Genomic DNA, 20,967 nt, shown 5'->3' with positions numbered 1-20,967 from the left:
GCCCCGCAAATGCGGGGCGTTTTCCTGGAGCCGCTGGCAAATCAGCCGTGGTACTGCGCCGACAGCTCGTGGACCGACTCGATGAAGGCGCCGGCATGAGCGGGATCGACTTCCGGCGTGATGCCGTGGCCCAGGTTGAACACGTGGCCTTCGCCATGGCCGAAACTGGCCAGAATGCGCGCCACCTCCGCGCGGATGGCGTCGGGCTTGGCATAGAGCACGCTCGGGTCCATGTTGCCCTGCAGGGCGACCTTGCCGCCGACGCGGCGGCGTGCCTCGCCGATATCGCAGGTCCAGTCCAGCCCCAGCGCTTCGACGCCCGAGTCGGCCATCGATTCCAGCCAGAGGCCGCCGCCCTTGGTGAACATGATGACCGGCACGCGGCGGCCGTCATGTTCGCGAATCAGGCCATCGACGATCTTGCGCATGTAGGCCAGGGAGAACTCCTGATAGGCCGCGGCCGACAGGCTGCCACCCCAGGAATCGAATATCTGCACCGCCTGGGCGCCGGCGAGGATCTGGCCATTGAGGTAGCTGGTGACCGACTGCGCCAGCTTGTCCAGCAGGGCGTGCATCGCTTGCGGGTTCTCGTAGAGCATCGCCTTGGACTTGCGGAAGTCCTTCGACGAGCCGCCCTCGACCATGTAGGTCGCCAGAGTCCAGGGGCTGCCGGAGAACCCTATCAGCGGCACGCGGCCATTGAGTTCGCGGCGAATGGTACGCACTGCGTCCATCACATAGCCCAGGTCCTTCTCCGGATCGGGAATCGGCAGCGCCTCGATGTCCGCAGCGGTGCTCACCACCTTCTTGAAGCGCGGTCCCTCGCCGGTCTCGAAGTACAGACCCAAACCCATGGCGTCCGGTACGGTGAGGATGTCGGAGAACAGGATCGCGGCATCCAGCGGATAGCGGTCCAGCGGCTGCAGGGTGACCTCGCAGGCGAGTTCGGGGTTCATGCACAGGCTCATGAAGTCACCGGCCTTGGCGCGGCTGGCCCGGTACTCGGGCAGATAGCGGCCGGCCTGGCGCATCATCCACACCGGGGTGACGTCGACAGGCTGCTTGAGCAGGGCACGAAGGAAGCGGTCGTTCTTCAAGACGGTCATGGCAGGGTTCCAGCGTAAAAGTGCCGTGCATTGTCGCAAAGCAGAAAAAAAAAGGCACGGCGAGCGCCGTGCCATTTAGCTATGGGCTTGATTCAAATCAGGCCACTCCGGGCGCCCTTCGATGCCCGGCAACGCCCGATCAGACGCCGAGATAATCCATGATGCCTTCGGCAGCCTGACGACCTTCGAAGATCGCCGTCACCACCAGATCGGAGCCGCGGACCATGTCGCCGCCGGCGAAGATCTTCGGGTTGCTGGTCTGGTGCTTGAACTGACCCACCTCGGGTGCCACGACGCGGCCCTGGTTGTCGATCTGGATGCCCTGGGCTTCGAACCACGGCGCCGGGCTCGGACGGAAACCAAAGGCGATGACCACGGCATCGGCCGGCAGCACCTGCTCGGAACCCGGAATCGGCTCCGGGCTGCGGCGACCGCGGGCGTCTGGTGCGCCGAGACGTGTCTCGACCACCTTTACACCCTCAACCTTGCCTTCGCCGACGATGGCGATGGGCTGGCGGTTGAAGAGGAACTTCACGCCCTCTTCCTTGGCGTTCTTCACTTCGCGGCGCGAGCCCGGCATGTTCGCCGCATCACGACGGTAGGCGCAGGTCACACTCTTCGCACCCTGGCGAATGGAGGTGCGGTTGCAGTCCATCGCAGTATCACCGCCGCCCAGCACCACGACCTTCTTGCCCTTCATGTCGATGAAGTCTTCGGCAGACTTCTCGAAACCGAGGTTGCGGTTGACGTTGGCGATGAGGAAATCCAGCGCGTCGTACACGCCCGGCAGGTCTTCACCGGGGAAGCCGCCCTTCATGTAGGTGTAGGTGCCCATGCCCATGAACACGGCGTCGTAATCGGCCAGCAGCTGGTCGATGGTGATGTCCTTGCCTACCTCGGTGTTAAGACGAAACTCGATGCCCATGCCGCCGAAGATTTCGCGACGACGGCTGAGTACGGTCTTTTCCAGCTTGAACTCGGGAATGCCGAAGGTCAGCAGACCGCCGATCTCGGGGTTCTTGTCGAACACCACCGGGGTCACGCCGTTGCGCACGAGAATATCGGCACAGCCCAGCCCTGCCGGGCCGGCACCGATGATCGCGACTTTCTTGCCGGTCGGCTTGACCTTGGACATGTCGGGCCGCCAGCCCATGGCGAAGGCGGTATCGGCGATGTACTTCTCCACCGAGCCGATGGTCACCGCACCAAAGCCATCATTCAGGGTGCAGGCGCCCTCGCAGAGGCGATCCTGCGGGCAGACGCGGCCGCAGACTTCCGGCAGGGTGTTGGTCTGGTGCGCCAGCTCGGCGGCCGCGAGGATGTTGCCCTCGGAGACCAGCTTGAGCCAGTTGGGAATATAGTTGTGGACCGGGCACTTCCACTCGCAATAGGGGTTGCCGCAACCCAGGCAGCGGTGGGCCTGTTCGCAGGCTTGCTGCGGCTTGAAGGGTTCGTAGATCTCGACGAACTCCTTCTTGCGCTGGCGCAGCAGCTTCTTCTTCGGATCCTTGCGCCCGACCTCGATGAACTGGAAGTCGTTATTCAGACGTTCAGTCATTTCAAAACCTCTCAACAGCAACCGTAGGCAATACATACGGCTGCAAGACAATCAGGGTGAGCAGCGGCCCCGCGTTGGCTGGGGCCGCTGCCTGAAGCGGCTTATTGTTATTGCGGGTTGGCCCGGGTGCTCGACAGCAGCGAAGCCAGGTTGGCCGCCTTGGGCTTGACCAGCCAGAACCGACGCAGGTAGTCGTCGAGATTATCCAGCAGCTCAGCCCCCCACTCACTCGCGGTTTCAGCAACGTATTCGCGCAGCACGTCCTGCAGATGGCTGCGATAGGCTTCCATCGCCTCGCCGGTGATGCGCTGCAGGTTGACCAGCTCGTTGTTCACCCGGTCCACGAAACTGTTGTCCATGTCCAGCACATAGGCGAAACCACCGGTCATGCCCGAGCCAAAGTTGTGTCCGGTCTTGCCAAGCACGCAGACGAAGCCACCGGTCATGTACTCGCAGCAATGGTCGCCAGTACCCTCGACAACTGCGTGGGCGCCAGAGTTGCGTACCGCGAAACGCTCACCCGCGGTACCTGCAGCGAACAGCTTGCCGCCAGTAGCGCCGTACAGACAGGTGTTGCCGATGATCGCCGAATCCTGGGACCGATAGCTGGCGCCCTGCGGCGGCGTGACCACCAGCTTGCCGCCGGTCATTCCCTTGCCGACGTAATCGTTGGCATCGCCTTCCAGATAGAGATTGAGGCCACCGGCGTTCCAGACGCCGAAGCTCTGGCCGGCAGTGCCTTTGAAGCGGAAGGTGATCGGCGCACCGGCCATGCCCTGGTTGCCATGCTGGCGAGCGATCTCGCCGGAGACACGGGCACCAATGGAGCGGTCGCAGTTACAGATTTCCAGTTCGAACTCACCACCGCTCTTGGCATCGATGGCGCCTTTGGCGAGCTTGACCATTTCTTCGGCCAGCAGGCCCTGGTCGAACGGCGGGTTCTTCTCGACCAAGCAGAATTGCGGCTTGTCGGCGGCGATGTTGCTGCTGCCGAGCAGGGGCGACAGATCCAGGTTGTTCTGCTTGGCCGTTTCACCCGGCAGCACTTCGAGCAGATCGGTACGCCCGATCAGCTCGCCCAGGCTACGCACGCCCAGCTTGGCCAGCCACTCGCGGGTTTCTTCGGCGACGAACTGGAAGAAGTTGACCACCATGTCGACGGTGCCGATGAAGTGATCCTTGCGCAGCTGCTCGTTCTGCGTGGCAACGCCGGTGGCGCAGTTGTTCAGGTGGCAGATGCGCAGGTACTTGCAGCCCAAGGCGATCATCGGCGCAGTACCGAAGCCAAAGCTTTCGGCGCCGAGGATCGCGGCCTTGATCACGTCGAGGCCAGTCTTCAGGCCGCCATCGGTCTGCACCCGGACCTTGCCGCGCAGGTCGTTGCCGCGCAGGGTCTGGTGGGTTTCGGCCAGGCCGAGCTCCCAGGGCGAGCCGGCATAGCGAATGGAGGTCAGCGGCGAAGCGCCGGTGCCGCCGTCGTAGCCGGAGATGGTGATCAGGTCGGCATAGGCCTTGGCCACACCGGCGGCGATGGTACCCACGCCCGGCTCGGCCACCAGTTTGACCGAAACCAGCGCCTGCGGGTTGACCTGCTTGAGGTCGAAGATCAGCTGGGCCAGATCCTCGATGGAGTAGATGTCGTGGTGCGGCGGCGGAGAGATCAGTGTGACGCCCGGTACTGCATAGCGCAGCCGCGCGATCAGGCCGTTGACCTTGCCACCAGGCAACTGGCCGCCTTCACCGGGCTTGGCGCCCTGGGCGACCTTGATCTGCAGCACTTCTGCATTGACCAGGTATTCCGGCGTGACACCGAAGCGGCCGGTCGCTACCTGCTTGATCTTCGAGCTGCGCTCGGTGCCGTAGCGGGCCGGGTCTTCACCGCCCTCACCTGAGTTCGAGCGCGCGCCGATGCGGTTCATCGCCGCGGCGATGGCTTCGTGGGCTTCCGGCGACAGGGCGCCCAGCGAAATACCAGCGGAATCAAACCGCTTGAGAATCGCCTCAAGCGGCTCGACCTCTTCCAGCGCCAGCGGCTGGTCAGCCACCTTGACCTTGAGCAAGTCGCGGAGCATGGCCACCGGACGCTGGTCGACCAACGCGGTGTATTCCTTGAAGCGGCTGTAATTGCCGCTCTGCACCGCCACCTGCAGCGCGCTGACTACATCCGGGTTGTACGCGTGGTATTCGCCACCGTAGACGAACTTGAGCAGGCCACCCTGCTGGATCGGCTTGCGGCTGCTCCAGGCTTCGGCGGCGAGGGCCTTCTGCTCGGCCTCCAGATCCTCGAAGCGCGCGCCCTTAATACGGCTGGCCACGCCGCGGAAGCTGAGGTCCACGACTTCTTCAGCCAAGCCAACAGCTTCGAACAGCTGCGCGCCGCGGTAGGAGGCGATGGTCGAGATGCCCATCTTGGAGATGATCTTCATCAGCCCCTTGGAGATGCCCTTGCGATAGTGCTTGAACACCTCATAGAGGTCGCCCAGCACTTCGCCAGTGCGGATCAGGTCGCCCAGCACTTCGAAAGCAAGGAACGGGTAGACCGCAGTCGCGCCGAAGCCGATCAGTACCGCGAAATGGTGCGGATCACGGGCCGTGGCGGTTTCCACCAGGATGTTGCAGCTGCAGCGCAGGCCGGTTTCCACCAGACGGTGGTGAACCGCACCCACGGCCAGCGAAGCATGAACCGGCAGTTTGCCTGGTGCGATATGACGATCGCTGAGGACCAGCAGCACCTTGCCACCACGTACGGCTTCCTCGGCCTGATCGGCAATATTGCGAATCGCCGCCTCAAGGCCGATGGTTTCGTCGTAGTTCAGGTCGATCACCAGACGTTCGAAACCCGGACGCTCCAGGTTCATGATCGTGCGCCACTTCGCCGGCGAGATCACCGGGGTAGTCAGGATCGCGCGGTTGGCGTGCTCGGCGGTTTCCTCGAAGACATTGCGCTCGGCACCCAGGCAGGTTTCCAGCGACATGACGATGGCTTCGCGCAGCGGGTCGATCGGCGGATTGGTGACCTGCGCGAACTGCTGGCGGAAGTAGTCGTAGGGCGAGCGCACACGACACGACAGGACCGCCATGGGCGTATCGTCACCCATCGAGCCGACCGCTTCCTGGCCTTGCTCGGCCAACGGACGCAGTACCTGGTCACGCTCCTCGAAGGTGACCTGGTACATCTTCATGTACTGCTTGAGCTGGTCGGCATCGTAGAAGGCCGAACCATGGTCGTTGTCGTCCAGGGTCGACTGGATGCGCAGGGCGTTCTGCCGCAGCCACTTCTTGTAGGGCTGCTGTGCCTTGAGGCGATTGTCGATGTCGTCGGTGTGCAGCACCTTGCCGGTGTGGGTGTCCACGGCGAGGATCTGCCCCGGCCCGACACGGCCCTTGGCCAGGACGTCTTCCGGTTTGTAATCCCAGACGCCAACTTCGGAGGCGAGGGTAATGTAGCCGTTCTTGGTGGTCACCCAGCGTGCCGGGCGCAGGCCGTTGCGGTCGAGCAGGCAGACTGCATGGCGACCGTCGGTAAGCACCACGCCAGCCGGGCCATCCCAGGGTTCCATGTGCATGGAGTTGAACTCATAGAACGCCCGCAGATCGGGGTCCATGGTCTCGACGTTCTGCCACGCCGGCGGAATGATCATACGCAGGCCACGGAACAGATCCATTCCGCCGGTGACCAAGAGCTCAAGCATGTTGTCCATGCTGGAAGAGTCCGAGCCGGTGCGATTGATCAGCGGCGACAGGCTTTCCAGGTCGGGCAGCAGCTCGTTGGCGAACTTCAGGCGACGTGCCTGCGCCCAGTTACGGTTGCCGGTGATGGTATTGATCTCACCGTTGTGCGCGAGGAAACGGAACGGCTGAGCCAGGCGCCATTGCGGCATGGTGTTGGTGGAGAAACGCTGGTGGAATACGCAGATCGCAGTGGCGAGACGCTCATCGCCCAGGTCAGGATAAAACTGCGCCAGGTCGGCGGGCATCATCAGGCCCTTGTAGATGATGTCCTTGTCGGAGAGGCTGCAAACGTAGAAGGCGCTGTCGTCGGCGAGCGCGACTTCGGCGCGGCGGCGTGCGAAGAAAAGCTTGATGCCGAACTCGCGCTCGTCCAATCCATCGCCGGAGACAAAGACCTGCTCGATCCGCGGCAGACGCTCAAGAGCAAGCTGGCCCAGCACGCTGGTATCGACCGGCACTTCACGCCAGCCGACCAGCGTCAGACCTTGGGCGATAATCTCTTCACTGAGACGAGCGCGGGCCTTGTCCGCCTTGCTGGCGTCCTGATCTAGAAAGATCATCCCGACGGCATACTGCGCAGGCAGCTCGGCGTTGAAATGCTCCAGAGCCTGGGCACGCAGAAATGCGTCGGGCTTCTGCATCAGCAGACCGCAACCGTCACCGGTTTTGCCGTCAGCGTTGATGCCACCGCGGTGAGTCATGCAGGTCAGGGACTGAATGGCAGTCTTTAGCAGGTGATGGCTAGCCTCGCCCTGCATGTGGGCAATCAGACCGAAGCCGCAGTTATCCTTGAACTCTTCAGGACGAAAAAGACCTGCTCTCATAGGCACTCCACCAGCTAAATGCGTTGTAAATCAACCCCTTATTGACGGGCAGAGACTCACCCCGTCATTCACGTGGGCAAAAGGGGGAGCAGTTTACAAAGCCAGCTAGAGCGACACAATTTATTTTTGCAAGCCCCAAAAAGGTGCATTGCGCACTTTTTTGGGGCATTTTTCTATCGAGTCTGTTTGATTTCCTGTTGCACGCCTGCCAAATTTCGTACCCACGGCTTGCCAGCCTGCAACGAGACGGGCAGCGTCTTGACCGCTGCGACCGCAGCAGCACGATTCGCGAAGTTGCCGTAAGTCACGACGTAGAGCGGCTTGCCTTCATGCACTTTGGCGAAGTATCGGTAGTTACCGCCATGCTGCTGGACGATCGCTTGAGCATTCTTCTCGACACGGGTGCCCAGAATTTGAACCAGATAATTGCTTCCCGGCTGACTCGCATACCAAGTGCTATTGGTTGAGCCCGAGGCAGTTGCTGCAGCAGGCGCACGCTCTGCGGCATTCGGCCGCACTTGGCGTGACGCTGGCGCCGGAGCGGGAGCCGGAGCAGCAACTTGCGGAGCGGGTGCGGGCTGAACACGCTCGCTCGGTGCTGGTGCTGGTGCTGGAATTGTAGGGATTGCGGCATTCGCGGTGGGCCCGCCATTCTCGTCCTCGCTCTCGCCACCAGCAGCGGCTGCCAGCGGCTCGCGCACCACCGGCTGTGCGTCGCCACCCAGTGGCAGGGACAACGGCCGCTCTTGTCCATCGAACTCGATGGCAGCCGGGTCCTGCTCCGCGGTCTCAGCAGCCGGCCCCGAGACAGGCGAAGCATCGAGCGGCAGGGAGGTCACTTCAGGGGCCGAAGGGCGCTCGGAATCGCCGCCACGCAAGTAAAGAAAGCCGACCGCTATAAGAACAAGGACTGCGACTACAGCGACCAAATGTTTTTTGGGTAGCGGAAATCCGATACCGCCTGATTTCCGCCGACCGCGCTTGCTCTGCATCGCGGCGATGAGCTCGTCTCGGGCCAACTGATTGATCGCCCCCGGCCAACCACCAGACTGCTCATGGATACGACCAATCTGCTCTTCGCTCAGACACTCTAGGCCGCTACCGGCACCCTCCAGCCGCAATGCCAGGTACTCCCTGGTTTCGTCCTCTTCATACGGCTGCAGCGCGATGGCATGGTAGCGCTCCTCGCCATCACTCAAGGCCTCGAGCCGCCCGCCAAGCGCAGACTCACCGAACAGGAACACATGCGGCCTGGCCTCAGGGGTGCCCACAGCTAGACGCAGAAGAGTTTCCACCGCAGCACCCGTCAACTGCTCGGCGTCGTCGACCAATAGATAGACTTCCTGACCTGTCAACGCCAGCTGGATGACCTGGGCCATCACGCCGTCGAAATCGGCCTCCTGGCTGTTCAGTGCTTGAGCGATCTGTGCCAACAGCGCGCTCGCATCCATCGTAGCCTGAGGGGTAATGACTACGCTCTGAACCGCCTGCTTGTTGCTACTGGCAACCAGTGCCTGACGCAAAAGGGTTTTTCCACTTCCCTCCGGCCCGGTAACCAGCAGCAGCAACTGGCTGTAGCGCGCCAGATGATGAAGCTGCCCAAGCACCGGCTTGCGCTGCGCGGGGAAGAACTTGAAGCCCGGAACGCGAGCAGCAAACGGGTCATGGCTGAAGCCATAGTGATTCAGAAACGCGTCGTCCGCAGACAAACTGGTCATGGAAATTTTCTTATGCTCCAAGGTGTTCCGTCATTGCACCGTAACTGGCGCTCAAGGTGGTTTCCAGCACGTCGCGAGGGAAGTCCCCGGTCACAACAGCCTCGCCCATTCGCCGCAGCAACACGAGGCGTAGCCGACCGTCTAGAACCTTCTTGTCGACGGCCATGTGCTCGAGAAAGTCCTGCGGCTTCATCTGCGCAGGGGGAACGACCGGAAGCGCCGCGCGCTGCAGCAACCTGATGGCCCGGTCACGCTCCATCCGCGTGATCCAGCCCAGCTGACAAGACATCTCCAACGCCATCACGGTTCCCGCCGACACGGCCTCACCATGCAACCAGACGCCATAGCCCATATGTGTTTCTATCGCGTGGCCAAATGTGTGACCTAGATTGAGAATCGCGCGCACGCCGGACTCGCGCTCATCAGCGTTCACCACCTTGGCCTTTGCAGCGCAGGAGCGATGGATCGCCTCCGTCAGCACCACAGGATCAAGCGCTCGAAGTCGATCAACATTTGCCTCAAGCCAGCCAAGGAAGGGCTCGTCGCAGATAAGCCCATACTTGATCACCTCAGCCAGTCCCGCAGAAAGTTCACGAGGCGGCAATGTCTTCAAGGTCGCGGTGTCAATGATGACCGCTCGGGGCTGATAGAACGCCCCGATCATGTTTTTGCCTAGAGGGTGATTGATACCGGTCTTGCCGCCAACCGAAGAGTCCACTTGCGACAATAGCGTGGTGGGAACCTGAATGAAGTCCACGCCACGCTGATAGCTGGCAGCTGCATAGCCCGCCATATCGCCAATGACGCCGCCACCCAGCGCGATAACCGTGGTATTGCGATCGTGCCTAGCTCCGAGCAGAGAGTCGAAGATGAGCTGCAGGGTTTGCCAGTTCTTGTGTTCCTCCCCGTCGGGAAGAATCACCGGAGTGACAGAGTAGTCGGAAAGGGTCTGAGTCAGTCGATCGAGATACAGCGGCGCAACAGTTTCATTGGTGACAACGGCCACCTGCCGCCCACGGATCCTGTCGGAAAACAGCTCGGCGCGATCAATCAACCGCTCGCCAATATGAATGGGATAGCTACGCTCACCGAGATCGACCTGAAGAGTCTGCATGGGGCCCCCAACAATAAAGGGGTCTAGGATAGCGCAGATTCATCCCGGCTTTCACGAGGCGGCAAAGACGCGAGCCGGTCGAGAATTTCCGTCACAACCATCCGCGGCGGACGTTCGTCGGTTTCGATGATGACGTCCGCTATCGAGCGATATAGCGGATCGCGAATGGCCATGAGGGCGGACAAAACGCTGCGGGGATCACTAGCCTGCAATAGCGGCCGGTTGCGGTCGCGGGCGGTGCGTTCAAGCTGCTGGTCGACCGACGTGCAAAGATAGACGACTTGCCCACCCGCACGAAGGGCCTGCCGATTATCCTCTCGCAACACCGCACCACCGCCAGTGGCCAGCACCACTCCCTCGAGCTGGCAGAGATCGGCGATCACCGCCCGCTCCCGCTCGCGAAAACCGCCCTCACCCTCCACGTCAAAAATCAGTGGAATGCTGGCACCTGTCCGCTGCTCAATCTCCTTATCGGAGTCCTTGAACGGCAAACGAAGCTCTTTGGCAAGCAAGCGCCCGATGGTGCTTTTGCCAGCACCCATCGGGCCTACGAGAATGAAGTTGTGCAACGACTATTGCCCTACGGCGACCGCTCGGTAGTTAAGAATTCTAGGCGTCAGGAACACTAGAAGCTCGGATTTTGTGTCTTCGACTATATCTCGCCGGAACAAGCGACCAACGAACGGAACATCACCTAAGAAAGGAACTTTTTCTATGCTGCTGATCTGGCTATTGGAGAAGACGCCACCAATGACTATCGTCTCTCCATCCGTCACAAGGACCTTGGCATTGACTTCATTCTTGTTAATCGGGGGCACGCCATTCAGTGCGTTGGCGAAATCAGGGGCGTCCTTTGTGACCTTGACTTCCATGATGATGCGGTTGTCAGGAGTGATTTGCGGCGTCACCTCTAACGACAGCGCTGCCTCTTTGAAGGATGTAGAGGTGGCACCACTCGAACTGGCCTCTTGATAGGGTATCTCGGAACCCTTCAAGATCTTAGCGGTTTCCTTATCAGCCGTTACGACCTTGGGCTGCGAAACGATCTCCCCATTCCCGGTCTTTTCCATTGCAGACAGCTGTAGATCTAAGATGCCATAGTCCGACACATAGCCAATCCCGATCCCGGCGGTACTATTCGCCACACCCAAGTCGACGAATGGAACCGGCGCCAAAGCATCCTTCAGGGTGAAGTTACCGACTTTGTCGGTTCCAGGCAAACCTGCACGCCCTGTTTCTTCGTCAACGCCAATAGCTCCATCTTTACCGTAGAACCCCCAATTATCGTTGGTGTAATTGCCGCCCCACCGAACTCCAAGCGCTTTGTCGTACCCAACGTTAGCCTCGACGATGCGCGCCTCAATCATTACCTGCCTCACAGGAATATCTAGCTGCACAACGATGCGGCGCAATTCATCCAGCCGCTCTTGCGTCTGATACGCAATGATGTTGTTTGTACGATCGTCGACCGCGATCGAACCTCGATCGGCTGTAATGGCATCGCTACCCGTCACCGACTGAAAAAGCCGCGCGATATCGGCAGCTTTTGCATAATTGACCTGAACGACCTCGCGACGAAGTGGAGCAAGCTCGGCGATCTGCCGCTGCGACTCAAGCTCCTGACGCTCACGGGCAGCAATCTCGTCGGCAGGCGCGACCAGCAGCACGTTACCAACCTGGCGCTTATCCAGACCTTTGGTTTTAAGCACCAGATCCAGCGCCTGGTCCCAAGGCACGTTTTGCAGACGCAGGGTTATGTTGCCAGCGACGGTATCGCTCGCCACCAGGTTCAGATCGGTGAAGTCAGCGATCAGCTGCAGTACGGACCGAACGTCGATATCCTGAAAGTTGAGCGAGAGTTTCTCGCCCGAATAAGCAAAACGCTCAGTCTTGCGTTTCTCGGCTTCATCCTCAGTCAGAGGCTTGATGCTGATGGTCAGTTTGTTGTCTGTCTGGTACGCCAGATAATCGTATCGACCGGTCGGCTCGATGGCGACACTGGCTCCACCGGCCTGAGCTGACGAATCGACAAACTTCACGGGCGTAGCGAAATCCTGAACATCAAGACGAACACGCAGCGCCTCTGGCAGTTGAGTCTTGTCGAAGAGGACACGAATTTTTCCGCCCTGCTCCTCAATGGTCGAGCCTACCGATGGGTCAGAGAGCGTAATAACGACGTTCCCGGCACCGTCTTCACCCCGACGGAAATCGATATTCTCGATCGCCTTACCTACAGCCATCGCCTTGGCAGGCGCAGCCACTGGAGCAACGGGCGCAGCTGAAACAGCTGGGGCACGTACAGCACCCGAACTTTCGCCCAGTACCACAAAGAGATTGTTACCATCTACGCGAGTGGAGTAGGGCACCAGAGTATTGAGATTAACGATCAGTCGGGTACGGCCTTGGGCTTCAACGACGGTCACGCTCCGCGCATTGCCAACTCCTAGCTCGCGATTCTTCGCTCCGAGCTTATTGGATACGCCGGGTAGGTCGAGAGCGATCCGCGCAGGCTGATCGAGGGTATAACCACGCGGTGTAGCCACCGGTTCGTCGAACGCAAGCTTCAATTCAACACGGTCGCCAGGCAGCGCAGCGACATCGAGGGCGTTCAGGTTGGCCGCCAGCAGGGCTGGAGAAATAAACGCCGCCAGCAAAGAGATACCTAGGCGTGAAAGGGTAGTGTTCATAAATTGCTTCCGTTGTGCAGACCGGTAAAGGTTTTCCATGCTTTTGCCCCGCGCTAGGTGCGCTCTTTCAAGGTCAGACTGCGCGGGCGCTCGAGCCACCCACCCTCTCCATCAGGTACGATTTCCACAACATCCACTCCCGCATCGCTGATCTCGACGATACGGCCATGGTTGCGCCCCAAATAGTCACCAATCTTGACGCGATGAACCCCGTCGCCGCCCTTGATCAAGGCGTACCGCCCCCCACCATTGGCTAACGTGCCTACCATCGTGAAGTTCTCGATATTGAACCCCTCAAGAAACTGCTTAACTCGCGACTCATCGGGCTGGATATCTTTTGAGCCCTTTTGCCGCTGGGTTAAATCAAGCTTGACGGGAGGCTGAAACGGATGTCGCAGGGCGGCAGCGCTATAGGTAAAGGCTTCGTAGGGAATGAATGCCGGTAGCGGCTCAATCGTCCCTTTCGGCTTCGCCCTGACCTCATTCATATATTGCTGCAGATCGCCGAAGTCGTTGCTGCTGCCGCAGCCAGTCAGCGCAACCAGACTTAAGCCCAACGCAGTAAGTCTTGCGCGATTCATTTCTGCAGCCCCTTGTCGTTATAACGATAAGTCTTAGCGACGATGTTCATACGCAATTTTGATGTGGCTTCGTTCTTTTCAGTCTTGATCTCGAAATCATGTAGCGTGACGATACGCGGAAGGCTTGCCACACCACTCACGAAAGTTGCCAGATCGTGATATCCCCCAACGACCTTAATATCTATAGGCAACTCGATATAAAACTGCTGAGCCACCTCTGGCTGCAACTTGATTTCCTCGAACTCCAGCCCACTACCGAGCCCCGTTCGAGTGATGTCTTCCAGAAGCCCAGGGACCTCGGTATCGCTTGGCAGTTGCCGCAATAACGCACCAAACGACGTTTCCATCTCGGCCATTTGCGCTTTATAAGCTTCCAAATTGGCGGCCTGGAAGGCTTTGGTCGAGAACTGCTGCTTCAAGGTTTCTTCCTGAGCGCGCTGCTGCTCCAATTGCAGTTGCATATCCTGCAAATGAAAGTAATAACCTAGAGCAAGCACCGCTGCGAGAAGCATAACGCCAGCAATGAACTTGACCGGCGCAGGCCAAGAACCGAGGTTATTAAGATCGAGATCAGCGAAGTCTATCTTGCGAAAACTATCTAACGATTCAGCCAGACTCATGGCTTTGCTCCTTCCGTAGCGGCAACCGGCTGCGTTTGCTGAACCGTCAGCTGGAACACATTTTCCTGATCCACGGCACCGGCGGTGACGGCTTTCACCTCGTTCAGATTCGGCGCTTCGAGCCAATCAGAGGCATCAAGATTGCGCATAAGGTTGGAGACACGGTTGTTCGATTCGGCAGCACCAATGATCGCAATGTTCTTTCCGGTCATTTTTACCGAAGTGAAATACACTCCATCCGGCAGAGTTCTTACAAGCTGATCAAAAACTCGCCCGATAATAGGTCGATTACCTTGCAAGTCCTGGATGATCTTCATGCGCTCCAGTAGTTGCTGACGACGCTCTTTCAATTCCTTGATTTCTTTAATACGAGCATCAAGAACCGCAATTTCCTTTTTGACAAACTCGTTGCGCGCACTCTGCTGCTCAATCGCAGCTTGAAAATAACGATCTCCAAGAAAGACCAGACCAGCCGCTATGACCAGCACACCGACCAGAGACGCTAGGAAACGCTGCTTTCGTTCTTCACGCAGCTGTTCACGCCACGGAAGTAAGTTGATTTGCGCCATTAGTCGAAGCTCCTCAGCGCCAGGCCACAAGCAATCATCAAGGCCGGCGCATCGCTAGCCAGCGCTCCAGCATTCACTTTGCTGCTCAAAGCCATATCGGCGAATGGATTCGCAACTAGAGTCTGAGTACCGATCTTCTGCTGAATCATGTGATCCAACCCAGGTATCGATGCCGTCCCGCCCGCTAACAGGATGCAGTCGACATCATGGAACTGTCCTGCCGCAAAGAAGAACTGCAACGAGCGAGAAACCTGCTGCACAACTGCCTCTTTGAACGGAAGCAAAACCTCACTGTCGTAGTCGTCTGGGAGGCCGCCTTGCTTTTTGGCTAGACCAGCTTCTTCTTGTGAAAGGCCGTAGCGTCGCTGAATTTCCTCCGTCAGCTGACGCCCACCAAAAAGCTGTTCACGGGTATAAATAGTACGACCGTTATGCAGAACACTGAGGGTAGTCATGGTGGCACCGATATCCACCACGGCGACGGTCAGCTCTCCATGCGCCGCACCCAACTGTGGAGCGAGTAGCCCGTATGACCGCTCAAGCGCATAGGCTTCGACGTCAACCACCTTGGCAGTGAGCCCCGCCAGCGCAAGCGCTGCCTCACGAATTTCGATGTTTTCCTTGCGGCAAGCGGCGAGCAGGACTTCTGCTCGGCCAGGAGAGCGAGGAGCCGGCCCCTGGACTTCGAAGTCGATCGCCACTTCTTCCAGCGGATAGGGAATGTACTGGTCCGCCTCGATCTTCAGCTGATTCTCGAGCTCTTCGTCGGACAAACCAGCATCCATCTCGATGATCTTGGTGATTACCGCGGAGCCTGAAACAGCCACTACCGCCGACTTGCATCCGGTCTTGGCCTTGGCAACCACCCGCTGCAATGCCTGGCCGACGCCCTCGACCTCGGCGAGGTTCTTTTCAACTACGGCGTTTGCCGGGAGCGGCTCGACAGCATACGCCTCGACGCGGTAGCGACTACCTGATCGACTTAATTCGAGGAGCTTGACTGAGGTCGAACTGATATCGATCCCAAGCAGCGTGTTCGCTTTCTTAGTGAAGAGCCCTAGCACGACCGATTTCCTATCTTTATCCGCAACTTACGGATTAATTATGTTTATCCACATTAGATAACAGCCTTGACAGAAGCGCAAATGGCTACCCGGCAAAAAAACCGCATATAATGTGAACGGTTTTCCCTTTCAGCATCGCCGCAGTCTTCCTCCCCCAAATCCTGGATTCCAAGAACCCTGATGCGTTTTTTGAAATTTTTTCTCTGGTCGTGCTTCGCAGTCTTTTGCGCACTCTTGCTGAGCATCAGCGGCGCATTTCTCTACCTCAGCCCCAGCCTCCCCTCCGTCGATTCCCTGCGGAGCATACAGCTTCAAATTCCGCTGCGGGTTTATAGCGCGGATGACAAGCTGATCGCCGAGTTCGGGGAAATGCGACGCTCACCGATCCACTTCGAGGACATCCCTGAGGAATTCATCCACGCACTGCTGGCTGCCGAGGACGACAATTTCGCTAATCATTATGGCGTCGACATAACCGGCCTGATGCGCGCTGCCACGCAATTATTGAAAAGTGGGCAGATTCAGACCGGCGGCAGCACCATTACCATGCAGGTGGCGAAGAATTACTTCCTTACCAGTGAGCGGAGTTTCTCGCGCAAGATCAACGAGATACTGCTGGCATTGCAGATAGAGCGAGAGCTCAGCAAGAACGAAATCCTCGAGCTGTACGTCAACAAGATCTACCTTGGCAATCGTGCCTATGGAATCGAGGCGGCTTCTCAGGTGTATTACGGCAAGCCCATTTCGGAGCTTAGCGTCGCACAGCTGGCGATGATCGCCGGCCTGCCGAAGGCACCTTCCGCATTCAACCCATTGGTTAATCCGACCCGCAGCAAAGAACGACGCGACTGGATCCTGGGCCGCATGCACAGACTTGGCTCACTGGATGAAACTAGCTATCGGCAAGCACTCGCCGAACCTGAGACCGCTCGGTACCACGGCGCAGCCCCCGAGCTGGATGCCGCCTACATCGCGGAGATGGCACGCGCCGAGATGGTGGGGCGCTTCGGCAGCGCTGCCTACACGGATGGCTTTCGGGTAAAGACCACGGTGTCCAGCGAGCGGCAGCTTGCTGCCAACCTCGCACTCGACAACGGACTGATTGAATACGACCAGCGGCACGGCTACCGCGGACCGGAAGCGCGCCTCGCAGAACTGCCGCGCGAAAGCTGGCCCAGCGAGCTGGCCAAGTACCGAAGCCTTTCCGGGCTGCAGCCGGCCGTCGTCACTCAGGTAGAGACCAGCGGGATTCTGGTGCTGACGCGCGACGGAAACGAGCACGCAGTCGCTTGGGACAGCATGAAGTGGGCCCGCCCCTACCTCGGCATCAACAGCATGGGGCCAAGGCCGCAGCGCCCAGCCGACGTGGTCAAGCTAGGCGACGTGGTCCGCATTCGCTGGCAGGATGATGAAACAGCCGTATTCAGCCAGGTGCCGCAGGCGCAGGCGGCACTGGTTTCACTCGACCCCCAGGATGGTTCGATCGAAGCGCTCGCAGGCGGCTTCTCGTTTGGCCAGAGCAACTACAACCGCGCCATCCAGGCCAAGCGCCAACCCGGGTCAAGCTTCAAACCGTTCATTTACAGCGCAGCGCTGGACGCGGGCTACACCGCCGCGAGCCTGGTCAACGATTCCCCCATCGTCTTTGTCGAACAGGGCATGGACCGCATCTGGCGCCCGAAGAACGACAACAATACGTTCCTCGGGCCGATCCGCATGCGCGAGGCGCTGTACAAATCGAGGAATCTGGTTTCGATTCGTCTGCTGCAGACAATGGGCATCGACCACACGGTCGATTACATCAGCCGCTTCGGTTTCAATCCGCAGGACCTGCCGCGCAACCTATCTCTGGCATTGGGTACGGCGACGCTTACACCTATGGAGATCGCCACCGGCTGGACGACCTTTGCAAACGGTGGGTACAAGATCGAGCCATACCTGATCCAGCGCATAGAAGACCGTGAAGGCAAGCTGCTCTTCGAGGCCAACCCGGCACGCGTGCCATCGAGGAATACCGAGACCAAGGAAACACAGGCCGAGGCTTACGCAGCGCCTGACACTAGAGACCTGAACGACGGCGAGGCACTCGACGCCGAACCACGCCTTGCCGAGCAGGTACTCGATGAACGTACCGCCTACATCATGACCAGCATGCTGCAGGACGTTATCAAGCGCGGCACAGGGCGACGTGCGCTGGCCATGGGTCGCGGTGACATCGCAGGCAAAACCGGCACCACCAACGACTCCATCGACAGCTGGTTCTCCGGCTATAACGCCGACATCGTAACCACGGTATGGGCGGGCTTCGACCAGCCACAAAGCCTGGGGCGCAACGAATATGGCGGCACGGTCGCTCTGCCGATCTGGATGAGCTACATGAGCGCAGTGCTAAAGGACATGCCCGAGCACCCGCCAGCGGAGCCGGACGGGCTGCTCAAGCTGCGCATCGATCCAGTCAGCGGTCGCTCTGCCACACCCAGCACGCCTGACGCCTATTTCGAGGTCTTCAAGAGCGAGGATTCGCCGCCCCCCATGGGTGAATTCGACTCTGGAACCCAGGCACCTGGAAGCCCTCTTCCGGCCGATGAAGCCGCCCCGCTGGATCTGTTCTGATCGACCAATTTTCGCCAGCCAACAAAAAACCCCGCCTTGGCGGGGTTTGTTTTTTCAGCGCGGTCAGCCGTTGAAAACGTCGTTAACTGACTGCAGCGGATAATGCGACGGGTAAGGCAATGTCGCCACGCCACTTTCGATGGCTGCCTTGGCCACGGCATCAGACACCAACGTGATCAGACGCGGATCCATTGGCTTCGGAATGATGTACTCGCGGCCGAATTCCAGACTATCCACACCGTACGCAGCAGCCACTTCAGCCGGCACCGGCAACTTGGCGAGATCGCGCAGTGCAATGGCGGCCGCGATCTTCATCTCCTCGTTAATGCGCTTGGCGCGAACATCCAGCGCACCACGGAAGATGAACGGGAAGCCCAGTACGTTGTTGACCTGGTTCGGGTAGTCCGAGCGACCAGTTGCCATGATCACGTCCGAACGCGTCGCATGCGCCAGCTCCGGGCTGATCTCCGGATCAGGATTGGAGCAGGCGAAGACGACCGGATTGGCCGCCATGCGCTTGAGACCTTCCGGACTCAGCAGATTGGCGCCTGACAGGCCGACGAAAACGTCGGCACCTTCGAGCGCATCGTCCAGAGTGCGCTTGTCGGTTTCATGGGCGAACACAGCCTTGTACTGGTTCAGATCGTCACGGCCGGCGTGGATGACGCCCTTGCGATCGATCATGAAGATGTTCTCGATTTTCGCGCCCATGCTGACCAGCAGCTTCATGCACGAGGTTGCGGCAGCCCCAGCACCGAGGCAGACGATCTTGGCCTGCTCGAGAGTCTTGCCGGCGATTTCCAGCGCATTGAGCATGCCGGCAGCCGTCACGATGGCGGTGCCATGCTGGTCGTCATGGAAAACCGGGATATCGCACTGCTCGATCAGCGCCCGCTCGATCTCGAAGCACTCCGGCGCCTTGATATCTTCCAGATTGATGCCACCAAAGGTGATCGAGATGCGCTTGACGGTATCAATGAAGGCCTGCGGGCTTTCCGCATCGACTTCGATGTCGAATACGTCGACGCCAGCGAAACGCTTGAACAGCACGCCCTTGCCTTCCATCACCGGCTTGGAAGCCAGCGGGCCAAGGTTGCCCAAGCCGAGAATAGCGGTGCCGTCGGAGATAACAGCCACCAGGTTGCCTTTGCCAGTGTAGCGGTAAGCCAGCTCCGCATCGCGAGCGATCTCGCGCACAGGCTCAGCTACACCCGGGCTGTAGGCCAGGGAAAGATCACGAGCAGTGGCGGTGGGCTTGGTCAGCTCGACGCTCAATTTCCCTGGACGGGGCTGGGCATGGTATTCGAGCGCGGCAGTTTTCAGGTCAGTCATGTGGCATTTCCGCTTATTTTACTGGGACAGACAGGCGGTCGAGCATACGCCAAGAACAAGCGCACTCACAAGCCAGCGGGCCGGCTGACTGTCAAGCCCAAGCCGCTACGACTTTCCGGGTAGATTCACGCGCCGTTACGAACAGCCGATCAGCGCGACAACCCCAGCATCGCCGGATGGGTGACGCGCAGCATCCAGCGGGCCTGCGCGGCCCCCACCCGTCCGCGGCGGTCGACTACCCAGCCCCTCAGCTCGAGTCGCTTCCCGGCAAGTACGGTCATTGTCCGGACATCGAATGCGTCAAGCGCCTGCGGCGGTATGTTCACCACCAGCGGGCCATCCATTTCCAGCCAATAGCCGCCGCGATTGCGCTCGACCCGCTCGACCCTGCCTTCGAGCAGCGCGAAGCCACCACGCCTCAACGATTGCGGCGAGCCGGGCTTCAGCTCGCGCCAGACACCCAGACCGTTTTGCCGCGCCTGCTGCTCGGCCCGCTGCTGACAGGCCACCAGCCGTGTATTCGGCGCCACCGCGACCATGAAGCCAAGGCCATCGGCAAGCAGCACGGCTTCGAGATTACGTCCCTGCGCGTCATAAGCATGGGCCAGCGTGCGCCCATAGCGATCCTGCCGCTCCTGGCCCAGGACCAGACCGACCCGCCCGTCACTGGCCTGCACCAACGCCTGCAGTCGGCGCCGTGCGGCCAGCGCGAAAGGCTCGGCCTTGCGCCCGTCACGCCCCAGCTCCGGCGTGTTGATGCCGATCAGCCGCACGCTGCGACCATCGACCAGACGCAGCGTATCGCCGTCAACGACTTGGGCCACTTCCAGCGTCGACAAGCGCCCCGGCGACGGGCAGAAGGCAAGCGCTTGAATTTGCCAGAAGACAGAAACGAAAAAGGCGCCCACCAGGGACGCCTTTTTCATGTGCTCGGAAAACCCCATTGGATTCCCGGTACGCCAGCTTACTTGGCGCCGAACACACCGAAACGTTGCTTGAAGCGATCGATACGGCCGCCGGTATCCAGCACCTTCTGCTTGCCGGTGTAGAACGGGTGGCACTCGGAGCACACGTCGAGGCTCAGGTTCTTGCCCAGCGTGGAGCGGGTCTTGATGACGTTGCCACAGCTGCAGGTGGCCTCGATTTCGACGTAATTAGGATGGATATCGGCTTTCATGGTGAATCCTCTAGGATTGTGTGCCGCCACCCGACCCTATGTCGAGTACCGCACGAAGTAGGGCGCGAATCATACCAGAGCGCTAGGGTGATGCAAGCGCGGGCGACAGACGCGCTGAGCCGCTGGCGCGCTCGCGACGACGCCGAATCGCGTCATCGTTTACCATCGCCGCACATCACCAAGGATCATCGAGTGTCTTCCAGCATCCTCCGCCTGGCGCTGCCCTCACCCCTGCGTCGCCTGTTCGATTACCTGCCGCCGGCTGGCGTGTC

16 protein-coding genes are annotated in these 20,967 nt (G+C 59.7%); 2 read left to right on the top strand and 14 right to left on the bottom strand.

The genetic code is table 11. The features are described 5' to 3' along the window. Positions 1-41: 41 nt before the first annotated feature. The 11 genes from hemE to LO50_RS14095 form a co-directional block, all read right to left on the bottom strand. Positions 42-1,106 carry a uroporphyrinogen decarboxylase gene (gene hemE, locus LO50_RS14145; RefSeq protein WP_042926354.1) on the bottom strand — a complete coding sequence of 355 codons (1,065 nt, stop codon included), beginning with the start codon at positions 1,104-1,106 and terminating at the stop codon, positions 42-44. Between the two features lie 139 nt (positions 1,107-1,245). Continuing rightward, entirely contained in the window at positions 1,246-2,664 is a 1,419-nt protein-coding gene (locus tag LO50_RS14140; protein WP_003283491.1) for an FAD-dependent oxidoreductase, read from the bottom strand. A gap of 107 nt (positions 2,665-2,771) precedes the next feature. Continuing rightward, positions 2,772-7,220 (bottom strand): glutamate synthase large subunit, encoded by a 4,449-nt coding sequence (gene gltB / locus LO50_RS14135; RefSeq protein ID WP_044315406.1) that lies wholly within the window; start codon positions 7,218-7,220, stop codon positions 2,772-2,774. Positions 7,221-7,393: 173 nt separating this feature from the next. Continuing rightward, the gene (locus LO50_RS14130; RefSeq protein ID WP_044315405.1) at positions 7,394-8,938 is read right to left on the bottom strand and encodes an AAA family ATPase; all 1,545 of its coding nucleotides are present in this window, start codon (positions 8,936-8,938) and stop codon (positions 7,394-7,396) included. 10 nt (positions 8,939-8,948) lie between these two features. Continuing rightward, complete coding sequence (gene aroB / locus LO50_RS14125; RefSeq protein WP_044315404.1) at positions 8,949-10,052, bottom strand: 3-dehydroquinate synthase; 1,104 nt, start codon at positions 10,050-10,052, stop codon at positions 8,949-8,951. A gap of 23 nt (positions 10,053-10,075) precedes the next feature. Further along, positions 10,076-10,621 carry a shikimate kinase AroK gene (aroK, locus tag LO50_RS14120; protein WP_044315403.1) on the bottom strand — a complete coding sequence of 182 codons (546 nt, stop codon included), beginning with the start codon at positions 10,619-10,621 and terminating at the stop codon, positions 10,076-10,078. A 3-nt stretch (positions 10,622-10,624) separates the two neighbouring features. Beyond that, the gene (locus LO50_RS14115) at positions 10,625-12,739 is read right to left on the bottom strand and encodes a type IV pilus secretin PilQ (RefSeq protein WP_044315402.1); all 2,115 of its coding nucleotides are present in this window, start codon (positions 12,737-12,739) and stop codon (positions 10,625-10,627) included. Between the two features lie 53 nt (positions 12,740-12,792). Then, positions 12,793-13,320 (bottom strand): type 4a pilus biogenesis lipoprotein PilP, encoded by a 528-nt coding sequence (pilP, locus tag LO50_RS14110; protein ID WP_003301042.1) that lies wholly within the window; start codon positions 13,318-13,320, stop codon positions 12,793-12,795. After that, a complete protein-coding gene (gene pilO, locus LO50_RS14105) occupies positions 13,317-13,940 on the bottom strand; it encodes a type 4a pilus biogenesis protein PilO (protein WP_044315401.1) in 624 nt (207 codons plus the stop codon). The genes pilP and pilO overlap by 4 nt, the downstream gene beginning before the upstream one ends. Then, complete coding sequence (gene pilN, locus LO50_RS14100) at positions 13,937-14,509, bottom strand: type 4a pilus biogenesis protein PilN (RefSeq protein ID WP_014821721.1); 573 nt, start codon at positions 14,507-14,509, stop codon at positions 13,937-13,939. Before pilN ends, pilO begins: the two co-directional genes overlap by 4 nt. Beyond that, positions 14,509-15,573, bottom strand: coding sequence for a pilus assembly protein PilM (locus LO50_RS14095; RefSeq protein ID WP_044315400.1), 1,065 nt, complete (start codon positions 15,571-15,573; stop codon positions 14,509-14,511). Before LO50_RS14095 ends, pilN begins: the two co-directional genes overlap by 1 nt. Positions 15,574-15,753: 180 nt before the next feature. On the opposite strand from LO50_RS14095, the gene LO50_RS14090 reads away from it, so the two are divergent. Continuing rightward, positions 15,754-18,186: a penicillin-binding protein 1A gene (locus tag LO50_RS14090; RefSeq protein WP_044315399.1), complete on the top strand. Its 2,433-nt coding sequence runs from the start codon at positions 15,754-15,756 to the stop codon at positions 18,184-18,186. A gap of 63 nt (positions 18,187-18,249) precedes the next feature. Here the strand turns inward: LO50_RS14090 and LO50_RS14085 are convergent, their stop codons facing one another. The 3 genes from LO50_RS14085 to rpmE all read right to left on the bottom strand — a co-directional run bounded on the left by LO50_RS14085 (position 18,250) and on the right by rpmE (position 20,695). Continuing rightward, positions 18,250-19,518 carry a malic enzyme-like NAD(P)-binding protein gene (locus tag LO50_RS14085; RefSeq protein WP_014821724.1) on the bottom strand — a complete coding sequence of 423 codons (1,269 nt, stop codon included), beginning with the start codon at positions 19,516-19,518 and terminating at the stop codon, positions 18,250-18,252. Positions 19,519-19,667: 149 nt separating this feature from the next. Further along, the gene (locus tag LO50_RS14080; RefSeq protein ID WP_044315398.1) at positions 19,668-20,462 is read right to left on the bottom strand and encodes a thermonuclease family protein; all 795 of its coding nucleotides are present in this window, start codon (positions 20,460-20,462) and stop codon (positions 19,668-19,670) included. 20 nt (positions 20,463-20,482) lie between these two features. Further along, positions 20,483-20,695, bottom strand: coding sequence for a 50S ribosomal protein L31 (gene rpmE, locus LO50_RS14075; protein ID WP_014821726.1), 213 nt, complete (start codon positions 20,693-20,695; stop codon positions 20,483-20,485). Positions 20,696-20,785: 90 nt separating this feature from the next. On the opposite strand from rpmE, the gene LO50_RS25380 reads away from it, so the two are divergent. Further along, positions 20,786-20,967: hypothetical protein (locus LO50_RS25380; protein ID WP_044315397.1), on the top strand; the 182-nt coding region annotated here is incomplete at its 3' end.

This window comes from Stutzerimonas stutzeri (assembly GCF_000935215.1).
In the GTDB taxonomy this organism is placed as follows: domain Bacteria; phylum Pseudomonadota; class Gammaproteobacteria; order Pseudomonadales; family Pseudomonadaceae; genus Stutzerimonas.
Note: the sequence above shows the minus strand (reverse complement) of the source record. Positions and strands in the feature narration are given on the sequence as shown.